This window comes from Asanoa ferruginea, assembly GCF_003387075.1.
In the GTDB taxonomy this organism is placed as follows: Bacteria; Actinomycetota; Actinomycetes; order Mycobacteriales; family Micromonosporaceae; genus Asanoa; species Asanoa ferruginea.
On record NZ_QUMQ01000001.1, the window covers coordinates 6,025,337 to 6,043,975 of the forward strand.

Consider the following 18,639-nt stretch of genomic DNA (forward strand, 5'->3'; position numbering starts at 1 on the left):
ACCGTCGAAGCGAGGGACGCGCCCGGGCAGAAGTCGTCACTGACGAACGCGGATGATCGTCTTCCCATTGATCCGCTCGGTCGGGTTGAAGGCGGCGACGGCCTCATCGAGAGGCGCGACCTGGCCGATGTTCGTGCGCAGCCGTCCGTCCCTGACCCGCCGGGCGATCTCGCCCAGTTGCGCGCGATCCGACACGACGACGAAGTCGACCGCCAGACCGTTGGCCGGCCGTGCCTCGGGCGGGCCGGCGATGGTCACCAGTGTTCCTCCGCCTCGAACGAGACCCGCGGACTGCCGGCCGATGTCGCCGCCGAAGACATCGAAGACCAGATCGACGTTGCCGACGCCTTCGAGCGCATCGTTCTCGAGGTCGACGAATTCCTGCGCTCCGAAGTCGAGCGCCTTCTGACGTTGGGCCGCGCGTCCGGTGCCGATGACGTAGGCGCCGGCCTCACGTGCGAGCTGGGTCGCCATCGAACCGACCGCGCCCGCCGCGCCGTGCACGAGGACGCTCTGGCCGAGCCGCAGGCCGCCGTGCTCGAACAACCCTTGCCACGCGGTCAGGCCGGTCATCGTGACGCTCGCGCCCACCGTGAAGTCGACGTCGCCCGGCAGCGGCGCGAGATTGCGCGCCTCGACCACGACGTACTCCGCCAGCGTGCCGTCGCGGGTCCACTCGGTGAGCCCGAACACCCGCTGTCCCACTGACAGCCCGGCTGCTCCATAGCTGAGCGCGCTGACCACACCGGCCACCTCGTGCCCGGGGATCGACGGCGTCCGGTCTCGGCCGAGGCGATCGACCCAGGTCGAGGGCCACTCCAACTCATTTCCGGTGAACCCCGACGCGTGCACCTCGACGACGACGTCGCCGTAGTTGGCCCCCTCGAGACTGGCGAGCCGCGCCGCGTCGGGCCCGGGCCGTTCCACCAGCGTCATCCCGGCCGTGCCCGCGGCCCGGTCCGTAACCACGATCGCTTTCATCTGATTGCCGCCTCGCTGCCTTATGCCGGTAAGAGGTCGCGCTCGCCGCCACCATCGTCGTTGCGGGCCTCGATGGCCTTGATGGCGTGCGCCAGTTCCTTGCCCAGCACCCGATTGCCGATGAAACCGATCAGGAAGCCGAGCGCACGTCCCTTGACGGTTTTGCCGTCACGCACCTCGACCAGGTCCACATCGGTCGTGCCGTCGGGCTGCGGGCTCAGCGTGTAGGTGAAGCCCGACCTGCCACCCCAGGTGTTGGAATCGGTGGTGGTGACCACGACGTGGTTCACGTCGGACCAGTCGTAGTGCATGCGTTCCCAGATGCCGCCCGATCCCTCGGTGACGTCGGCCTGATCGGTGCCCCGGTCGTGCACCTTCAGGTAGCCGTCAGCGCTGCGGCTGAAGACCTCGGACCGCCCGGGCCCGAAATCGGTCAACGCGGCGACGAACTGCCCGGGTGTAGCCGTGGTGGTCTGATGAAGGTGAATCGTGGTCATGCCTGTTCCTCCTCGTCCCTCGTCAACCGGAAGCGGGGCGAACGCGGATGATTGTCTTCCCCTTGACCCGCTCGGTCGGGTTGAAGGCTTTGACGGCATCGTCGAGGGTCGCGACATTGCCGATGACCGTCCGCAGCCGTCGGTCTCGCACCCGCTGGGCAACCTGACTCAGTTGGCTGCGATTCGGGGGAGCGTCCCGTGCCGATGACGTAAGCGCCGGCCTCACGGGCAAGCTGGGTAACCATCGAGCCGACACCGCCGGCCGCACCGTGCACGAGCACGCTCTGCCCCGGCTGAAGGCGACCGTGCTCGAACAGACCCTGCCAGGCGGTCAGTCCCGAGATCGGCAGGCTCGCGCCGACCGTGAAGTCGACGTCTCCCGGCAGCGGCGCGAGGTTGCGTGCCTCGACGGCCGCGTATTCCGCCAGCGTGCCGTCGCGGGTCCAGTCGGTGAGGCCGAACACCCGCTGTCCGACCGACAGGCCCGTCGTTCCATAACCGAGGGCGCTGACCACACCGGCCAGCTCGTGCCCGGGAATCGACGGCGTCCGGTCACGGCCGAGGCGGTCGGTCCAGGTCGAGGGCCACGTCAATTCTCCAGGAGTGAAACCAGAGGCATGAACCTCAACGAGTACGTCGTTGCCGGCGGCCTCCGGCTCGGGGCGCTCGGCGAGCGTCATCCCGCCCGTTCCCGCGGCCTCGTCCGTGACCACGATGGCCTTCATCGAGCACCTCCCCGCATGCGGGACTATTTGGTCCAATGTGTCGGCCAGGTGGTCAGGCGGGCTGGCGCACCGCGGTCCCGAGACCGTTGTCGATCAGGTATCGCCAGAATCCATCCGCGCCGCGGTGCACGACATCACTCGCCGAGCCTCCGACGTGCACGTGCTCGCCGTCGCGACCTGTGCCCTCGATCGTCCAGTCCAGCACGATCTCGGCGATGTCGCCGTTGACGAACACATGGCGAGCTTTGGCCGCAAGTGGCAGGCCGTGCTGGAGATCGGGCGCGAGTTGGGCGGCGATCTCGGTGTGCCCTCTGACGGTGCGCCCGTCTCGCATGACGAGCACGGCCTGCGGCTCGTACAAGGTCAGCATCGCGTTGACGTCGCCGGAGTTGAATCGCTCGACCAGCGCCGGGACGACGTCTTCGGGTACGGTGGGGAGCGAGGAGGAATCGGACATTTCGGCTTCCCGTTCGTCTTGGTTCCCCGCCTTCGCGGGACTAACCCGTCCAGTATAGCGAGGGTCGCCCGGCAGCCACCTCGTGGTGAGGCGGCCAGGAACGCTTCGCCTGCAAACGGAAACGCCTCGCCGTGGCCGATCGACCATACCGTTCGTGCGGGTCTCAAAGGGGACCAGATAGTCCTCGATCGAACACCATGGCGGGGCGCTTGCTCGGTCCAGCGTCATGGCTCGCGGACCGAAAGGTCCCATTGTTCGTGGCTTATCCGGCGCACCGCTGGATACACTGGACTGATGGGCGACGAGCAACTGGCTGCGCCGGCGAAGCAGCAGCGGATCAGCCAACGCGGGATCGCGACCCGAGAGCGGATCCTCGACGCGGCCAACCGGCTGATGCTCGTGCGCGGAGTCAACGCCACGACCCTTGACGACGTTCGTGAGGCCAGCCAGACGAGCAAGTCCCAGCTTTACCGCCACTTCGCCGACAAGCAGGAGCTCGTGCGCGCGTTGGTCAAATATCGAGGCGCCCTCGTGCTGCAGCGCGAACGCGGCGGGCTCGAGCGGCTGAGGTCGTTCTCGGGGCTCGTCCGGTGGCGCAACGCGCTGGTCCAGGCCAACTCGCTGAACAACGGCAAATACGGGTGTGGTCTCGGGTCGATGGCCGTCGAGCTCTCCGATCAGGATGAGCAGTCCCGATCGATGCTGTCGGAGACGTTCGCGGAGTGGGAAAAGCTGATCAGTGACGGTCTGCACCGGATGCGGGACAGTGGCACCCTGCGGCAGGACGCCGACCCGGAGAAGCTGGCCACGGGTTTGATGGCGGCTCTGCAAGGCGGCTACCTGCTGGCGAACGCCGCCCACGACGTCGCACCCATGGAGGTCGCCCTCGACATGGCGCTCGACCACATCAAGTCGTTCCTCGTGCGGCCGTCCCGCTGAACCGGACCATCTAGTCCGCGAGGGGTCGCCGCTAACCCTGCTTTCGCCTTCACGGCCGCCAGTTGCGCAGTGCGGTGTCGGCGATCTGCTGGAGGTCGTCGTGTCCGAGGCCGTTGGCGGCCTGCACGGCGATGCCGAAGTTGAGCGTCATGACGTAGCGGGCGAGTTGCTGGGCATCCGTGTCGCGCGGTAGGTCGCCCTCGTCGACGGCCCGTTGGAAGCGTTCCGTGAGGCGTTGGCTCGCGTCGTTGCGCCAGGCGACCAGCACGTCGTAGGCGGGTCGGCCGCCGGCGCTCGAGGCGAGTGCGCCCTGCACGGTCAGACATCCCGCGGGGCTGCCCGGCAGGGTCGTGGTGCGAACCGCTCCGCGCAGGAGCGCTTCGGCGACCTCGCGGGCGGTGGGCTCCGCCAGGGCGTGGATCGCGTAGGCGGCCGGCCCCTCGGCGTAGCGCGACAGGGCCTTGCGGAACAACTGCTCCTTGTTGCCGAAGGCCGCGTACATGCTGGTCTTGTTGATCCCCATGGCGGCGGTCAGATCCGACAGGCTCGCACCCTCGTAGCCCCGTGCCCAGAACACTTCCATGGCGCGCTCCAGCGCCTGATCGGTGTCGAACCCCCTGGGCCGGCCGATAACAGTGCTCGAGGAACCACCCATACCCCTACCGTACCCCTCGGTACAGAAGCCGAACTGACCCGCTGTGATCGCGCTGACAGTCCGTTGACCCTGTGCCTGGAACACGGTGTTGATTCGGCGGAGCCGCAACGCGCTAGTTCCGTACCGATCGGGCCAGATCTGTTAGCCTTGACTTCTGTACCGATCGGATCTAAAGCTGGGAAGGGTCACCGGGCATGTCCGCAGGTACGTCTCCCGTCATCGAGGTCGATCGGCTCAACCTCACCTACGGGGATTTCCAGGCAGTCAAAGACCTGTCGTTCCGCGTCGAGCAGGGGGAGCTCTACGCGCTGCTGGGCACCAACGGCGCGGGCAAGACCTCGACGCTGGAGATCGTCGAAGGACATCGGGACGCGTCGTCGGGCACGGTGCGGGTCTTCGGCAGGAGTCCGGGGGACCGGCGTGCGGTGCGGCCCAGGATGGGGATCATGCTCCAGGAGAGCGGGTTCTCTCCCGACCTCACCGTCGCGGAGTCGGTTCGGCTGATCGGCCGGCTTACCGGGCGGTCAGACTCGGTCGAGCGGGTGCTGGGCATCGTCGACCTCAACGGCAAGGCCGGCAACCGGGTGTCCCAGCTGTCCGGTGGTGAGAAGCGGAGACTCGACTTCGCCACCACGGTGTACGGGCGGCCCGAGCTGATCTTCCTCGACGAGCCCACCACTGGTCTGGACATCCAGTCCCGTGACGCCCTCTGGGCGGCGGTGGAGCAGTTGCGCGCGGACGGCTCCACCATCGTGCTGACCACGCACTACCTCGAAGAGGCGCAGCAGCACGCCGACCGCATCGGGCTGATGCACCGCGGCACCTTCCGCGCCCAGGGAACGGTCGCGGAGCTGACCCGGACCCTGCCCGCGGCCATCCAGTTCGCACTTCCGCCTGACGCCCCAGCGCCGCCGGCGGGAGCAGCCGCGCTGTCGGATCAGTCCTACCTCGTCGAGACCTTCGACTTGCAGACCGACCTCAAGCACCTGCTCGACTGGGCAGCAGCGCATCGGGTCGAGTTGCTCGGGCTCTCCGCCGCGCCCACCCGGCTGGACGACGTCTTCCGTGCGATCGAGACCGATCCGGTCTCCTCCTGAACGCCACAGAACAGGAGCCGTCATGCTTTCCATCGCGTACAGCGAATTGATTCAGCTCTTTCGCAACCGGGCCGTGCTGGTCACCAACCTCATCATGCCGGTGGCGGTGAGTGTCTTCTTCGTCTACTACCGCGACGCGTTCGAGCGGATCGGCAGTCTCGGTTACGTCGCTGCCGTTATCGTCTTCACCATCGGCGCGTTCAGCCTTTACACCACGGCGGTGACGACGCTGGCCGCTCGCTGGCAGAACCTGTTCCTCAAGCGCCTGCGGTCCACCGCGGCCCGCGATCCGGCCATCCTGTCGGGTCTGGTGCTTCCGGTCAGCGTGCTCGCCCTCGTCCAGGTCGGGTTGATCCTCGGCGTGTTCGCCGCGATCAGCGACGGGCCGGCCAACGCCGCGCTCCTCGCGGTGGCGATCGTGTCGACGTTCGTGATGCTGCTCGCCCTGGGCATGGCCACCGCCGGCGTGACCCGCTCGCCCGAGCACGCCCAGGTCACCACGCTGCCGTTGAGTCTGGGGACCATCGCCGTGGCCAGTTGGGTCGGCATCAGCGGTACCGAGAGCCTCACCCTGGTGAAGCGGCTCCTACCTGGAGGGTCGGCAACCGAGCTGGTCGTCAACACCTGGAACGGCGGCGTTCCGGTCACCGACTCGCTGCCGTTGCTGGCTCCGACCCTCGCCTGGGTCGTCGTGGCGATCGCGTTCGCCCTGAAGATGTTCCGCTGGGAGCCGGGTCGGTAAGGGGGAGAAGATGGCTTGGAGCACACGGGAACTCGCGGAACTCGCTGGCACCACGGTGAACACCATCCGGCACTACCACCGGCAGGGCCTGCTCGAGGAACCCGAGCGCCGATACAACGGATACAAGCAATACGGAGTGCAGGATCTCGTGCGCCTGCTGCGCATCCGACGGCTCACCGACCTCGGCGTGCCGCTGTCGCGGATCGGCGAGGTCGGCGCGGGCGGGGCCAGCACTCCGGAAGCCCTGCGACAGCTCGACGCCGACCTCGCGGCCCGGATCGAGCACCTGCAGCGAGCCCGGTCGGACATCGCCGCGATCCTGCACAACAGCGCGCCGGCCGACGCGCCCGCGGGCTTCGAGTCGGTCGCGTCACGTCTGTCCGAAGCGGACACCTCAATCATTCACATCTACACGCAGTTGTACGACGAGGATGCGATGGCCGACCTGCGGCGCATGGTGGAGGCCGACACCGACTCGCTGAGCAAGGAGATCGACGCCCTGCCGCCCGACGCCGACGAGGCCACCCGGCAGCGCCTCGCCGAGCAACTCGCGCCGACCATCGCGCGGAACCTCATCGACTATCCCTGGCTGACCGATCCGGCACACCACCTGTCGAAGAGCGAGCACGTGACGCAGGAGACGTTCATCGAGGCGGTGGTCGAGCTTTACAACACCGCTCAGCTCGACGTGCTGCGGCGCGCCAGCATCCTCGCGCACGAACAACTACGCATCGCACGAGAAGCGGATGAAGGGAACCATGATGGATGACCGGGTCGCGCCGACGCTCGCGGAGGACCTTCTGCTCCTGTTGTTCCAGCCCGACTCCGGGACCATCGCTGGGGAGAACACCCTGTTCTACGTGCTCGGCGGCGCCGTCGTCGCCGATCTGGCCCTGCACGAGCAGGTGACCACGACGCCGGGTCGGGCCGGAACGGTTCGGGTGCGGGCCGTCGCCGATCGCGCCCCGTCGGATGAGCTCCTTCGCTCCACATGGGACTACCTGTCCGAGAAGCCCCGTGGCATCCAGACCGTGCTCGCCGCGATCGGGCCGAGGTTGCGTGGCCCGCTGCTCGACCGCCTCGTCGAACGCGGCGACATCCGCCGCACCCGCCGCAAGGCACTCGGGCTGTTCACCACGACAGCCCTCGAGGACGGGGCGACGGGGCGCCGGGCCGGGCTGCTGCACGACGTCCGGGAGGTGCTCGTCGACGGCGTCGAGCCGCGGCCTCGAGTCGCCGCGCTGGCCGCGCTGATCTCGGGAAGCGGCACGCTTCCCCAGTTCGACCCGGAGATCCCCTGGAGGTCACCGGTGATCACCCGGGCAAAGGAACTCGAGCGGGGCAACTGGGGAGCCGGCGCCGCCGCCGAGGCCGTCGCCCGCACCGTCACGGCGACCGTCGTCAACAACGTCATCGTCTCGGCGAGCGTGCTTCCGCGGAGCTAGCGAGGGTCCACGAGGCCTGACCTCGTCGTTCGGATCCGAGGGGTGACAGCGACCTTCGGATCTGATAGACCCTTCTGCATGCGCTCTATTGAACCGGTTCAGGTGCGGTCCAGATGGCGTCGCTTTCGACGCCTCAGTGTGCTTCCGGTGGTGGCTGTGCTGGTGTTGGCCGGTGCGCAGCCCGCGCCGGCGGCCGCTCGCCCCCGCGTTACCTTGGCGTTCGCGTCGCCCAGCCAGGGTGCGAAGGTCAACGACACCGTCGACATCTCGTTCACCGGCACCAACCTGACGGCGGTCCGCGTGCTGCGGCTCGGCCGGCCGATCGCCACCGCCACCGTCAGCCCCGACGGCAGGTCGGCGGTCGCCGCCGTCGACACCGCCCAGTTCCGCGACGGCCTGACCGTCCTGTCCGCCTGGGGCTGGGGTGCCGGTCACTCGGTCGCGCCCCAGGTCTTCGCCGTGCCGCTGGTGCTGCGGGTGACCAATGCGACCGCCGACCACCACCTGCCCGGATACCGGAAGACAGTGCTGCGGGACGAGTTCTCCGGCACCGAACTGAACCGGTCCATCTGGTGTACGCGATTCCCGTACGAAGGCGGCCCCGCACTCGAAGTTCCCGACCCGGGTTGCCTCAGCGCCGACGGTGTCGCGGGTCGGCTGGACACCCTTGGCCTCAAGTTCGACAGCGACGGCAACCAGGTCGCCGGCCAGGAAGACCAGGTCTACCGGGACTTCAACGTGGACGGCGCGCCGATGCACACCGTCCAGGACGGCTACCTGTCGCTGCACGCCACCGCGACCCGGCCGGACGACCCCTTCCTGAAATACGAGTCGGCGATGATCCGCAGCAAGAAGGAGATCGAGCCGACGGCCGGCCACAGCCTCTACCTGACCGCCCGGGTGCGCCTGCCCAGCATGCAGGGCACCTGGCCAGCGTTCTGGCTGGCTCCCGGCTTCAGCCGCTTCGGGTCGGCCAACTGGCCGCCGGAGATCGACATCCTGGAGGGCGCCCTCAACGTCCAGGACGACAAGGTCAACATGCTGCACATCAACGCCATCAACGGCGGCGTGCCGGGCGGGCAGACCGCTGACGGCCACTCGCAGCTCACCTACGCCGACCCGGACCTCTACGACCCGCAGTGGCAGAACTACATCGCGCCCAGCTCGATCCGGGACCGGTGGACCGAGGTCGGCATGGAGTGGACCGTCGACGGCATGTGCTGGTATGTCGAAGGCACCAAGATCTCCTGCCAGAACTACCACTGGCAGACCAACGAGGGCACCCAGTCGAACCCGGCCACCGTGATGCTCAATCTCGCGGTCGGTGGCCCGTGGGCGGGCCGCTACGGCGTCGACGTGGCCTCGTTCCCCACCCGGTACGACATCGACCACGTCCGGATCTACCAGCAGTAGGCGGGCGGCCTCCCGCTCGAGGACTCGATGACCGCCACCTCGGTGGCGGTCATGTCTTCGGTCAAGGCCGGACCTGGGCCGTGGACAATTCCGGCGACGTGGCGGCACCGGTGTCGACCGGCACGTAACGTCGGTGTGACCGGGCTCAACGCGAGGCGGGAGGCGGCATGCGCATCCTCGTGGTCGGCGCCGGTGCCACCGGCGGCTACTTCGGTGCCCGGCTGGCCCAGGCCGGCCGGGACGTGACGTTCCTGGTCCGGCCGCGCCGTGCTGACCAGCTCGCGGAGCGGGGCCTGCGAGTCCGGGGACCGGATGGCCACGACGACCGGATCGACGTCAACACGGTCGTCAAGGACCGGCTCGCCGATCCGTTCGACATCGTGCTGCTGGCCGTCAAGGCCTACGCGCTCGACGGTGCGATCAGCGACTTCACCCCCGCCGTGGGCCCGGCCACGACCATCGTGCCGTTCCTCAACGGCATCGGTCACATCGGCCGGCTCACCGAGGCGTTCGGCGCCCGCCGCGTGTATGGCGGGGTCTGCTACGTTGCCAGCACGCTGACCGACGACGGTGACATCGTCTGGCTCGGAGGCGCGCAGGAGCTGCGGTACGGTCCGCTCGCCAACGGGAGCGGTGCCGGCGAGCACGCGGCCCACGTACACGATGCGCTCGCTGGTGCCGGGTTTCCGGCTGAACTGTCCGACACCATCGAGACGGACATGTGGGAGAAGTGGATCTTCCTGGCGTCGGTCACGGCGGTGACCTGTTTGGCGCGGGGGACGGTCGGCGACGTGAACGCCGTCGAGGGCGGCCGAGAGTTCGCGACCGCGGTCACCGAGGAGGGGAACCGGGTCGCGGTGGCGGCCGGCTTCGCTCCGCGGGCCGCAGCCACGCGACGGTTGCTCGACACGGTCACCCAACCGGGAGCGGCCACGACCTCATCGGTGTTCCGCGACCTTCGCCAAGGCCGGCCGCTCGAGAACGACGCCATCATCACCGATCTGGTACGCCGCGCGAGAGCCCTCGACGTCGCCACTCCACTGCTCGACGCGACCGACGTCAATCTCGCCGTCTATCAACGGGCTCGGTCAGCCACCTGATCCACCGGCGCCGGAGCCACACCATCCATATCGGTCGCCGGGTCATTGATCTGACATGGACCGGGGTTATCCAGCCGGGCCGTGCCACGATGTGCCCGCCGGGGCGTCGTGATCACGAGACCAGCCCTCGCCCGATGAAGGGATGCCCCATGGTCCGGACCAGGGTCCTCGCGCTTGTCTGTCTGTCCACTTTGGTGCTGAGCGGGTGTTCGAGCGCGACGGACGAGGGCACGTCGGCGCCGGCGAGTGCCGCGCCCGCGAGCGATGCGCCGGCCGATTCGGGCACGGTGTCCGCGGCGGCGCTCTGTGACTATCTGCGCGCTGAACTGCCGAAGGTGAAGGCGGTCGGCAGCGAGGTCGGCGCGATGGCGCAACTGGCCGTCGGACTGGCCAACTTCTTCTCCGAGAACGGCAAGGTGGCCGACGGGTCCGTGATGGACGAGCTCACCACGAAGGAATGCCCCGACGTGCGGACCGAGACGCTCAAGGCGATCGGCAAAGGCAGCTTCGCCGAGCTGTAGACCGCCTCACGCCGCGGGCAGGCGGACGAGGAAACGGCAGCCGTCGGCGGTGTTCTCCACCTTGACGCTGCCGCCGTGTGCTTCGACCAGGCCGTGGACGATGGCCAGCCCGATGCCGCCGGAGGCGGTCGCGTCGCCCGTCGGCGGTGTGCGGGCCGGCTCCCCGCGGAACGCCACGTCGAAGACGTGTGGCAGGTCGAGTGGGGGAATGCCGCCGCAGGTGTCGGCGACGGCGAGCCAGGTGGCGTCGTCTTCGCGGCCCGCCTCGACCCGCACGGTGCCGTCCTGCGGGGTGTAGCGGACCGCGTTGAGCACCAGGTTGACCACCACGCGGGCGAGCTCGGGCTCGCTGGCGGTGACCGTCGGCCAGCCGTCCTGGCCGGCCTCGAGGCGGATCCGCCGGGCCGCCGCCAGCGGTGCGGCCGTGGCCAGGGCGTCGGAGACGACGTCGCCGAGCGGGACGGTCGACAGCGACAGCCGCAGGGCCCCGGCGTTGATCCGGGACAGCTCGAACAGGTCGTCGACCAGCCGCGCCATCCGGTCGGACTCGATGCGGATCCGCCGGTGATATTCGGCGACGGTCGCGGTGTCGTCGACCACGCCGTCTTCCAACGCCTCCGCCATCGCCCGCAAGCCCGCCAATGGGGTACGCAGGTCGTGCGAGACCCATGCCACCAGGTCCCGCCGCTCCTTCTCCAGCCGGCGCTCGCGGGCGCGGGCATGGTCGGCCCAGACGGCCGCGGCCGCCAACCGCCGGCCGAAGGCGACACCGACGCCGAGACTCACCACGGCGGCCGCCGACACGGTGATGATCACGACCTCGAGATCGTGGGTCGACAGGAACATCGCCTCGGCCACCGCGGTCACGCCCGCGACAACGGCCACGACCGTCGTCGCGAGCAGCACCGTCACGTGCACCGTGATCGAGCGCCGGCGCAGCAGGCGGAGCGCGGCGGCACCGACGGCACCGACCGCGAGGGCCGCGCCGAAGGCGAGCGCGAGCATCACGGCCAGGTCATGCACCGGCGGTCCTGCGCGGTTCGTAGCGGTAGCCGACGCCCCAGACCGTCACGATGCGGCGCGGTTGCGCCGGGTCGGTCTCGATCTTCTCGCGGAGTCGCCGCACGTGGACCGTGACGGTGGACTGGTCGCCGATGCTCCAGTTCCACACCTGGTCGAGAAGCTCGGCGCGGGTGAACGCGCGGCCCGGGTGACGCAGGAAGTGCGCGAGCAGGTCGAACTCGCGCAGCGTCAGCGCCAGCTCGACGCCGGCCAGGGACGCGATCCGTGGGCCGGTCTCGACGACCAGGTCGCCGTCGCGGAGGACCTCGGGACGCTCGGGCACGGCGGGTGCGCCGGCGCGGCGGAGCACCGACTGCACCCGCAGCACGAGTTCGCGGGGTGAGAACGGCTTGGTGAGATAGTCGTCGGCGCCGAGTTGAAGGCCGACGAGCCGGTCCTGCTCGGTGCCGAGCGCGCTCAACATGATGATCGGGACGCTGTCGGGCCGTCCCCGCAGGCGCCGGCAGACCTGAAGCCCGTCGATGCCGGGCAACATGAGGTCGAGCACCACCAGATGGGGCGACTGTTCGGCGACCGCGACGAGTGCGGCGACGCCGTCGGCCGCGTGGCTGACCTCGTAGCCGGCGTGTTCCAGGTAACGGCAGACCACGTCGCTGACCGTCTGGTCGTCGTCGACGACCAGCACCCGCTGGGCCACCGCGTTGCCTGCTGCCATGCCGCAAGGTTAGCCAGCGCGCGGAGACCGGGCGGCACGGCAAATCTTGCGGGTTCCTTACCGCTTTCCCCGCAACTGTAGGTAGCGCGTCGACTACGGAGGGAAACTCTGCCGACGCGAGAGGGCCTCACCTTCGCTCGCCGGAAAGTGTTGCGGCGTAAGGCTTCCGTAAGCGCGAACGCCGGTGCTGGCGGCGCCCGGCTGGCTAACCTGCGCACATGGGTTCACCGTTGCTGCCGCTCGGCGACCGTCGGGCCGGCGTGGTGCTGGTGGTGGCGAAGGCACCCGTGCCGGGACTGGCCAAGACCCGGCTGTGCCCGCCGGCCACGCTGCGCCAGGCCGCCGAGGTCGCCCGGGCGGCGCTGCTGTGCACGGCGGCGGCAGTCCGCGCGGCGACGCGCACGCCCGTGTTGGCCCACACCGGCTCGTTCGGCGACGCCGTAGGCCCGGCCGGGCTGCGCCGGGTCTTCGCCGGCTGGCGCCGCCTGCCCCAGCGCGGCGACGGTCTCGCGGAGCGGCTCGCCAACGCGCACGCCGATGTCGCGGTCACGCTGCCCGGTCAGCCGGTGGTGCAGATCGGCATGGACACCCCGCAGGTGACCGCGGCGCTGCTGGGCGCCGCGTTGCGCAAGCTCGACGACACCGACGCGGTGATCGGCCCGGCGGCCGACGGGGGCTGGTGGGCGGTCGGATTCCGCGACCCTACACACGCCGCCGCGTTGCGCGACGTTCCAATGTCGACGGCCACGACCTTCGACCACACCCGGGCCGCCATAGCCGCGCGGGGACTGCGGATCACCGAACTGCCGACGCTCACCGACGTCGACGACTGGCCCGCCGCCCACGCGGTCGCCCGCCTCATCCCCGACACCGCGTTCGCACGCGTCGTCGGCCGCGTGGCGGCGCGGCTACCACGTGGTCAGCAGCAGGTGGTTGACCGCGATGGCGGTGAGCGCCTGCACGACGAGCCAGCCACGGCGGCCGCGGGTCGGTAGGAGCACCGCGGCCGCGGGTAGCCAGACGGCGAACGGGAGCCAGATCCGTTCGACCTCGGCCTTGCTCATCCCGGAAGCGTCGGCGGCGAGGATGGCGACGAGAGCCCCGAGGGGGAGCGCGACGGTGGCGGTCGGCCACCGCCGCGGGCCGCGAACCGCGTCGACCACAACGCGGCGGACCACCGGTGCCATCGCCGGCCCGGCGGCCAGGGTCAGGCAGGCGAGGTTGGCCCAGACCCAATAGGCGTACGGTCGGTCGCTGGCGATTCCCTGGTAATAACGTTCGACCAGCGTGTGGTAGCCGTCGAGCCACCAGAATCCCGCGAGCGTGAACGCCGCGACCACCGCCAACGCGCCCAGGCCCGCCCAGAACAGCGGGGTGATCCGGCGGGCGGCCACGAGCACCGCGACGGCGGGCAGCGCCATGAGCACGAGCCCGTAGGACAGGTAGCAGCCGAACCCCAGGACCAGCCCGGCGAGGGCGGCGAGCCAACGTCCGGTCGTTCCGGTGCGGGTAGCGGCGGCGGCCAGCAGCGCGATGCCGCACGCGGTCACCCCGGTGAAGAGGCCGTCGGCCGAAGCGCCCACCCAGACCGCGCCAGGAAACAGCACGAGGAAGGGTACGGCCGCCCGTGCGGCTTCTTCGGTGCCGAGGGTCCGGATCGTGGCCGGAACGGCGACGACGGCGAGCGCGCCACCGAGCACGCAGACCAGCGCCGCCCATCCGCCGCCGCCCAGCCCGATCCGGTCGAGGCCGACGAAGACCAGCAGCGCGCCCGGCGGGTGTCCGGCCACGTGGGTGGTCCAGGAGTCGGGCTGGAAGTCGAGGATGCGGCCGGTGAACCCGCGCAACGTGGCCGGCAGGTCGGTGACGCCGGGCACCTCGGCGAGGTATTCGTGTGGTGTGGTCAGCCGGCCCGCGAGCCCGCGTTGCCAGCCGTCGACCATGGCCAGCGCCATCGTCCAGGCGACGGCGGCGACGTAGCTGACGCCGAGCAGCCTGCGCCAGGGCAGCCGGTCGGCCAGGGCCGGGCCGTGCCAGCTGACGGCGGCCGCGAGCACCAACGCCGCCGGCGTGCCGGGACCCACGTGTGGCAGCCATCGGGCGAACAACGGTGCGGCGATCCGGGTCGACGGCACGCCGGTCACGGCCGGATCGGCGACGGCGACCAACACGGCGGCGCACACGAGCGCCACGGCGATCCCGGCGGCGAGCAGGTCCGCACGGACGAGACCGGCGCGCGGTGTGCTGCGCAGCGGAGCTCGCACGCTCTCGCGGGAGGCGGTCACCGGTCAGCCCCGCAGCGGCGCGTACGCGAACTCCGCCATGCCGTCGGCCAGCTCGATGCGGGCCTCGAAGCCGAGCTCGGCCGCCGCCCGCCGCGGCGCGGCGACGACGTGGCGCACGTCGCCGGCGCGGAAGGCCCCGGTCACCTGAGGCTCCGGGCCGGCCATCGCTTCGGCGAGCGCGGCCGCCATCGCCCCGATCGTCGTCGGCCGGCCCGACGCGACGTTGTAGGCCCGGAACCCGGCCTGGCCGGCCGTGGCCGTGAGCGCGGCGAGGTTGGCGGCGGCCACATCCCGGACGTGGACGAAGTCGCGGCGCTGGCCGCCGTCTTCGAAGACCAGCGGCGCCCGCCCGGCCTCGAGCGCCGACCGGAAGATGGCGGCGACCCCGCTGTAGGGGGTGTCGCGTGGCATCCCCGGGCCGTAGACGTTGTGGTAGCGCAGCGCGATCGCCGACCCGCCGGTCTGCCGCGCCCACACCGCACTGAGGTGCTCCTGCGCGAGCTTGGTCGCGGCGTAGACGCTGCGCGGGTCGAGCCGGGCCTCCTCGTCGACCTGCCCTGGGATGAGCGGGGCGGCGCACTTCGGACAGGCGGGCTCGAACCGACCGGCGAGCAGATCCGCCTGTGCCCGCGGAGCCGGCCGGATCGGGCCGTGTGCGGGGCAGGCGTAGGCGCCCTCGCCGTAGACGACCATCGAGCTGGCCAGAACCAGCCGGCCGACGCCGGCCCGCGCCATGGCCGACAGCAGCACGGCGGTGCCGAGGTCGTTGCAACCGACGTACTCGGGGAGGTCGTCGAGGTCGACGCCCATGCCGACCATCGCGGCCTGATGGACGACCGCGTCGACGCCGGCGAGCGCGGCCTCGACCGAGCCGGCGTCGCGAACGTCGGCGAGCCGCAGCGGCGCGCCGGCCACCGTCGCCGGCAACGGCACTCGGTGCGCCGCGGGATGACCGACGTCGAGCACCCGCACGTCATGGCCGGCCGCCGCCAGCGCCGCGACGACCTGTGAACCGATGAAACCGGCGCCGCCGGTGACCAGAACCCGCATCACCCACCGACCGTATGGGTCGGCGCGCCCAAACTCCCGTACCGTCGCCGGGTGTAATTGGTTCCTAATATCTGATCTGCGATTCGTAAGGCTTTAGCGTACGGTTTGTCGCTACGTTCAACGCTCATGACGGACGTCGTACTTCCCTGCCTCGACGAGGCCGCAGCGCTGCCCTGGCTCCTGGCCCGGATGCCGTCCGGCTACCGCGCCATCGTGGCCGACAACGGCTCCACCGACGGCTCGCCGGACATCGCAGCATCCCTCGGCGCGATCGTCGTGACCGCACCACAGCGCGGATTCGGCGCGGCCGTCCACACCGGACTGATGGCCGCCGACCCCGACGACGGGCTGGTGTGCGTGATGGACGCCGACGGCTCGTTCGACCCCGCCCAACTTCCCCGGGTCGCCGATCCGGTCCGCGCCGGGCGGGCCCGACTCGTGCTGGGCCGGCGCCGCCCGACCAGCGCCGGAGCATGGCCGGCGCATGCCCGGTTCGCCAACGCGGTCCTGGCCTGGCGGCTGCGCCGGACCACCGGGCTCCAACTCCATGACCTCGGCCCGATGCGTGCCGCCCGGCTGGTTGATCTGCTCGACCTCGACCTGCGCGACCGCCGCTTCGGCTATCCGCTCGAGATGGTGGTCAAGGCCGCCCGCGCCGGCTGGGCGGTCGCCGAGGTCGACGTCGACTACGCGCCCCGGGCCGCCGGCAGCCGGTCGAAGGTGACCGGGACCGTACGCGGCACCGCGCGCGCCGTCCGCGACATGTCCAAGGTCCTGGCTCAATGACCGCGTCGGTGGCGCCGACGTTCGACGCCGTGCTCCGCGCGGCGGCCGTCGGTGACGACACGGGTGCCCGGCTCGTCGACCGGGCCGGGCGGTGGCGCCCCTTGGACCCGTTGGGGTGGCACGCGAAAGAGATTCCGGGCGACACCGGGCTGCTCTCCCGCACCAGCGGATCCACACTGGATGTCGGCTGCGGCCCGGGCCGGCTGACCGCGGCGCTGGCCGGGCGGGGGCGCATCGCGCTCGGCATCGACGTGAGCCGCGCGGCGGTGCGGTCCACCCTGCGGCGCGGCGGCCCCGCGTTGCTGAGCGACGTCTTCGCACCGCTGCCGCTGGAGGGGAGTTGGCGCAGCGTCCTGCTGGCCGACGGCAACATCGGCATCGGCGGCGACCCGATTCGACTGCTGCGCCGGTGCGCCGGGCTGCTCACCCCCGACGGGCGGATCATCGCGGAGCTCGACCCGCCGGGGATGCCGTTCTGGGCCGGCGAGGTGCGGCTGCACACCCACCACGGTGCCGAGAGCCCGCCGCTGCGCTGGGCCTACGTCGGCGTCGACGACATCGCCGCGGTCGCCGCGGCCGCGGCAATGCGAGTCCATTCGACATGGACGGAGGCGAACCGATGGTTCGCGACGCTGACCCGCCCGTGACCGAGCGGCCGGCCGCTCGGCGTCGGATGCCATTCCACAAAGGAGCATTCCCGTCGAAGCTGCGGTCCCTGCGGCTGACCAGCTTCCTCGGGCTGGGCCTCGCCGTCGCCTTCGGCACCTGTTTCGTCACCGGCCTGCTCGACCATCTCATCCAGCACCCGCCTGGTTGGTTCCACTGGCCGGCCCGGCCGATCTGGCTGTTCCGGGTGACCCAGGGCGTGCACGTGGCCACCGGCCTGGCCACGATCCCGCTCCTCGGCGTCAAACTGTGGTCGGTCTATCCGCGGCTGTTCCGCTGGCCACCCGCACGCGACCTCGCGCACGCGGTCGAGCGGCTGAGCGTCTTCGTGCTGATCGCTGCCGGCCTGTTCCAGCTCGTCACCGGAGTGCTCAACATCGCGCTCTGGTATCGGCCGATGCACTTCTTCTTCCCGAGCGCCCACTACTGGACGGCGTGGCTGGCGATCGGCGCGATCGTGGCACACATCGGTGTGCAGCTCCCGCTGATCCGAGCCGGCCTCACGCACCGGCCCCGCCGCACCGTGCCGCCCGGCACCCTCACCCGGCGTGGGCTGCTCGCGGCCACGGCCGGAGCGGCGGGCGTCATCACGCTGGCGACCGTGGGTCAGACGGTCGCCCCGCTGTCGTCGATCTCGCTCCTCGCCCCGCGGCGTCCCCGGACCGGGCCGCAGCAGCTCCCGGTCAACCGCACCGCCGGGGCCGCCGGCGTCCGCGCGCTGGCCGTGGATCCGGCGTACCGGCTGGTCCTCGACGGCCCGGGCGGCACCACGCGGCTTTCCATGGCCGACCTCCAAGCGCTTCCCCAACACACCGTCTCGCTCCCGATCGCCTGCGTCGAGGGTTGGAGCGCCGACGCGGTCTGGTCGGGCGTCCGCCTCCGCGACCTGATGGCCCTGGCCGGTGCCGACACCGCGGGGTACGAGGTCTTCGCCGAGTCGCTGGAGACAGCCGGCCTCTACCGCAGCACCACGGTCGACCCGGCACACGCGCGGGACCCACTCACCGTCGTCGCGCTGCGGCTCCGCGGCGAACCCCTGCACCTCGACCACGGTTATCCCGCTCGGCTGATCGCACCCAACCGGCCCGGTGTGCTCCAGACCAAATGGCTGGCCCGGCTCACCGTGCGGCGCGCGCCATGAGATGGACCCGCCGGATCCTCGTCGCCGCCGGGACGGGCGTGATGGCCTACGCCCTCTTCGGCGCCCTGACCGACCCGGCCACCGAACCGGCCGGCCAGCTCGCCTTCCTCGCCGCCGTCGTCATCGCCCACGACGCGATCCTGATGCCGTTGATCATCGGGCTGGGCTTCCTGATCGGACGGTTCGCGCCGATCCCGGTCCGGCGCCCGATCCGGGTGGCGGCGATCATCAGCCTCGCTGTCACCCTCATCGCGATCCCGTTCGTGCTCGGCCGGGGTCGCCGGCCGGACGACCCGTCCGCCCTACCGCTCGACTACGGCCGCGGGCTCCTGATCATCCTCGCGCTCGTCTGGGCGGTGGCCCTGGTCGCCACGCTGACCCGGAGGCGGCAGCCTCGTTGA

At 70.7% G+C, this 18,639-nt stretch carries 22 protein-coding genes; 13 read left to right on the plus strand and 9 right to left on the minus strand.

Annotation, left to right across the window (positions count from 1 at the left end; all coding sequences use genetic code 11):
• Positions 1 to 36: 36 nt before the first annotated feature.
• The 4 genes from DFJ67_RS28215 to DFJ67_RS28230 are packed head-to-tail and all read right to left on the minus strand — an operon-like array spanning position 37 to position 2,660.
• Complete coding sequence (locus DFJ67_RS28215; RefSeq protein WP_116070802.1) at positions 37 to 981, minus strand: NADP-dependent oxidoreductase; 945 nt, start codon at positions 979 to 981, stop codon at positions 37 to 39.
• Positions 982 to 1,001: 20 nt separating this feature from the next.
• A complete protein-coding gene (locus tag DFJ67_RS28220; RefSeq protein WP_116070803.1) occupies positions 1,002 to 1,478 on the minus strand; it encodes a hypothetical protein in 477 nt (158 codons plus the stop codon).
• A complete protein-coding gene (locus DFJ67_RS28225; protein ID WP_239097514.1) occupies positions 1,475 to 2,203 on the minus strand; it encodes an NADP-dependent oxidoreductase in 729 nt (242 codons plus the stop codon). Before DFJ67_RS28225 ends, DFJ67_RS28220 begins: the two co-directional genes overlap by 4 nt.
• Positions 2,204 to 2,255: 52 nt before the next feature.
• Positions 2,256 to 2,660: a YybH family protein gene (locus DFJ67_RS28230; protein WP_116070804.1), complete on the minus strand. Its 405-nt coding sequence runs from the start codon at positions 2,658 to 2,660 to the stop codon at positions 2,256 to 2,258.
• Between the two features lie 294 nt (positions 2,661 to 2,954).
• Here DFJ67_RS28230 and DFJ67_RS28235 point away from each other — a divergent pair, with 294 nt between their 5' ends.
• Complete coding sequence (locus DFJ67_RS28235; RefSeq protein ID WP_116070805.1) at positions 2,955 to 3,599, plus strand: TetR/AcrR family transcriptional regulator; 645 nt, start codon at positions 2,955 to 2,957, stop codon at positions 3,597 to 3,599.
• Positions 3,600 to 3,648: 49 nt separating this feature from the next.
• Here the strand turns inward: DFJ67_RS28235 and DFJ67_RS28240 are convergent, their stop codons facing one another.
• Positions 3,649 to 4,254: a TetR/AcrR family transcriptional regulator gene (locus DFJ67_RS28240; RefSeq protein ID WP_116070806.1), complete on the minus strand. Its 606-nt coding sequence runs from the start codon at positions 4,252 to 4,254 to the stop codon at positions 3,649 to 3,651.
• A gap of 194 nt (positions 4,255 to 4,448) precedes the next feature.
• Between DFJ67_RS28240 and DFJ67_RS28245 the strand changes: the two genes are divergently transcribed.
• The 7 genes from DFJ67_RS28245 to DFJ67_RS28275 all read left to right on the plus strand — a co-directional run bounded on the left by DFJ67_RS28245 (position 4,449) and on the right by DFJ67_RS28275 (position 10,572).
• Positions 4,449 to 5,351: an ABC transporter ATP-binding protein gene (locus tag DFJ67_RS28245; RefSeq protein ID WP_116070807.1), complete on the plus strand. Its 903-nt coding sequence runs from the start codon at positions 4,449 to 4,451 to the stop codon at positions 5,349 to 5,351.
• 22 nt (positions 5,352 to 5,373) lie between these two features.
• Positions 5,374 to 6,093, plus strand: a complete 720-nt coding sequence (locus DFJ67_RS28250) for an ABC transporter permease (RefSeq protein WP_116070808.1) — start codon at positions 5,374 to 5,376, stop codon at positions 6,091 to 6,093.
• Positions 6,094 to 6,103: 10 nt separating this feature from the next.
• Positions 6,104 to 6,862, plus strand: a complete 759-nt coding sequence (locus tag DFJ67_RS28255) for a MerR family transcriptional regulator (protein WP_116070809.1) — start codon at positions 6,104 to 6,106, stop codon at positions 6,860 to 6,862.
• Positions 6,855 to 7,538 (plus strand): GOLPH3/VPS74 family protein, encoded by a 684-nt coding sequence (locus DFJ67_RS28260; RefSeq protein ID WP_116070810.1) that lies wholly within the window; start codon positions 6,855 to 6,857, stop codon positions 7,536 to 7,538. Before DFJ67_RS28255 ends, DFJ67_RS28260 begins: the two co-directional genes overlap by 8 nt.
• Before the next feature lie 147 nt (positions 7,539 to 7,685).
• Positions 7,686 to 8,951: a glycoside hydrolase family 16 protein gene (locus DFJ67_RS28265; protein ID WP_170216014.1), complete on the plus strand. Its 1,266-nt coding sequence runs from the start codon at positions 7,686 to 7,688 to the stop codon at positions 8,949 to 8,951.
• Positions 8,952 to 9,118: 167 nt separating this feature from the next.
• Positions 9,119 to 10,051, plus strand: coding sequence for a ketopantoate reductase family protein (locus DFJ67_RS28270; RefSeq protein ID WP_116070812.1), 933 nt, complete (start codon positions 9,119 to 9,121; stop codon positions 10,049 to 10,051).
• Positions 10,052 to 10,200: 149 nt separating this feature from the next.
• On the plus strand, positions 10,201 to 10,572 hold the full coding sequence (locus DFJ67_RS28275) for a hypothetical protein (RefSeq protein ID WP_116070813.1): 372 nt from the start codon (positions 10,201 to 10,203) through the stop codon (positions 10,570 to 10,572).
• Between the two features lie 6 nt (positions 10,573 to 10,578).
• Here DFJ67_RS28275 and DFJ67_RS28280 read toward each other — a convergent pair whose 3' ends face one another.
• A complete protein-coding gene (locus DFJ67_RS28280) occupies positions 10,579 to 11,577 on the minus strand; it encodes a sensor histidine kinase (protein WP_409362973.1) in 999 nt (332 codons plus the stop codon).
• Positions 11,578 to 11,587: 10 nt separating this feature from the next.
• Entirely contained in the window at positions 11,588 to 12,292 is a 705-nt protein-coding gene (locus tag DFJ67_RS28285; protein WP_116070815.1) for a response regulator transcription factor, read from the minus strand.
• Between the two features lie 236 nt (positions 12,293 to 12,528).
• On the opposite strand from DFJ67_RS28285, the gene DFJ67_RS28290 reads away from it, so the two are divergent.
• Positions 12,529 to 13,305, plus strand: a complete 777-nt coding sequence (locus tag DFJ67_RS28290; RefSeq protein WP_116070816.1) for a TIGR04282 family arsenosugar biosynthesis glycosyltransferase — start codon at positions 12,529 to 12,531, stop codon at positions 13,303 to 13,305.
• Here the strand turns inward: DFJ67_RS28290 and DFJ67_RS28295 are convergent.
• Positions 13,219 to 14,562, minus strand: a complete 1,344-nt coding sequence (locus DFJ67_RS28295) for a hypothetical protein (protein WP_425321078.1) — start codon at positions 14,560 to 14,562, stop codon at positions 13,219 to 13,221. The genes DFJ67_RS28290 and DFJ67_RS28295 overlap by 87 nt on opposite strands.
• Positions 14,563 to 14,598: 36 nt before the next feature.
• Positions 14,599 to 15,645, minus strand: a complete 1,047-nt coding sequence (locus tag DFJ67_RS28300; protein ID WP_116070818.1) for an NAD-dependent epimerase/dehydratase family protein — start codon at positions 15,643 to 15,645, stop codon at positions 14,599 to 14,601.
• 126 nt (positions 15,646 to 15,771) lie between these two features.
• Between DFJ67_RS28300 and DFJ67_RS28305 the strand changes: the two genes are divergently transcribed.
• The 4 genes from DFJ67_RS28305 to DFJ67_RS28320 are packed head-to-tail and all read left to right on the plus strand — an operon-like array spanning position 15,772 to position 18,639.
• Positions 15,772 to 16,431, plus strand: a complete 660-nt coding sequence (locus DFJ67_RS28305) for a glycosyltransferase family 2 protein (RefSeq protein WP_116070819.1) — start codon at positions 15,772 to 15,774, stop codon at positions 16,429 to 16,431.
• Complete coding sequence (locus tag DFJ67_RS28310; protein ID WP_116070820.1) at positions 16,428 to 17,078, plus strand: methyltransferase domain-containing protein; 651 nt, start codon at positions 16,428 to 16,430, stop codon at positions 17,076 to 17,078. Before DFJ67_RS28305 ends, DFJ67_RS28310 begins: the two co-directional genes overlap by 4 nt.
• On the plus strand, positions 17,051 to 18,238 hold the full coding sequence (locus tag DFJ67_RS28315; RefSeq protein WP_116076731.1) for a molybdopterin-dependent oxidoreductase: 1,188 nt from the start codon (positions 17,051 to 17,053) through the stop codon (positions 18,236 to 18,238). The genes DFJ67_RS28310 and DFJ67_RS28315 overlap by 28 nt, the downstream gene beginning before the upstream one ends.
• Positions 18,235 to 18,639: a hypothetical protein gene (locus DFJ67_RS28320; RefSeq protein ID WP_116070821.1), complete on the plus strand. Its 405-nt coding sequence runs from the start codon at positions 18,235 to 18,237 to the stop codon at positions 18,637 to 18,639. The genes DFJ67_RS28315 and DFJ67_RS28320 overlap by 4 nt, the downstream gene beginning before the upstream one ends.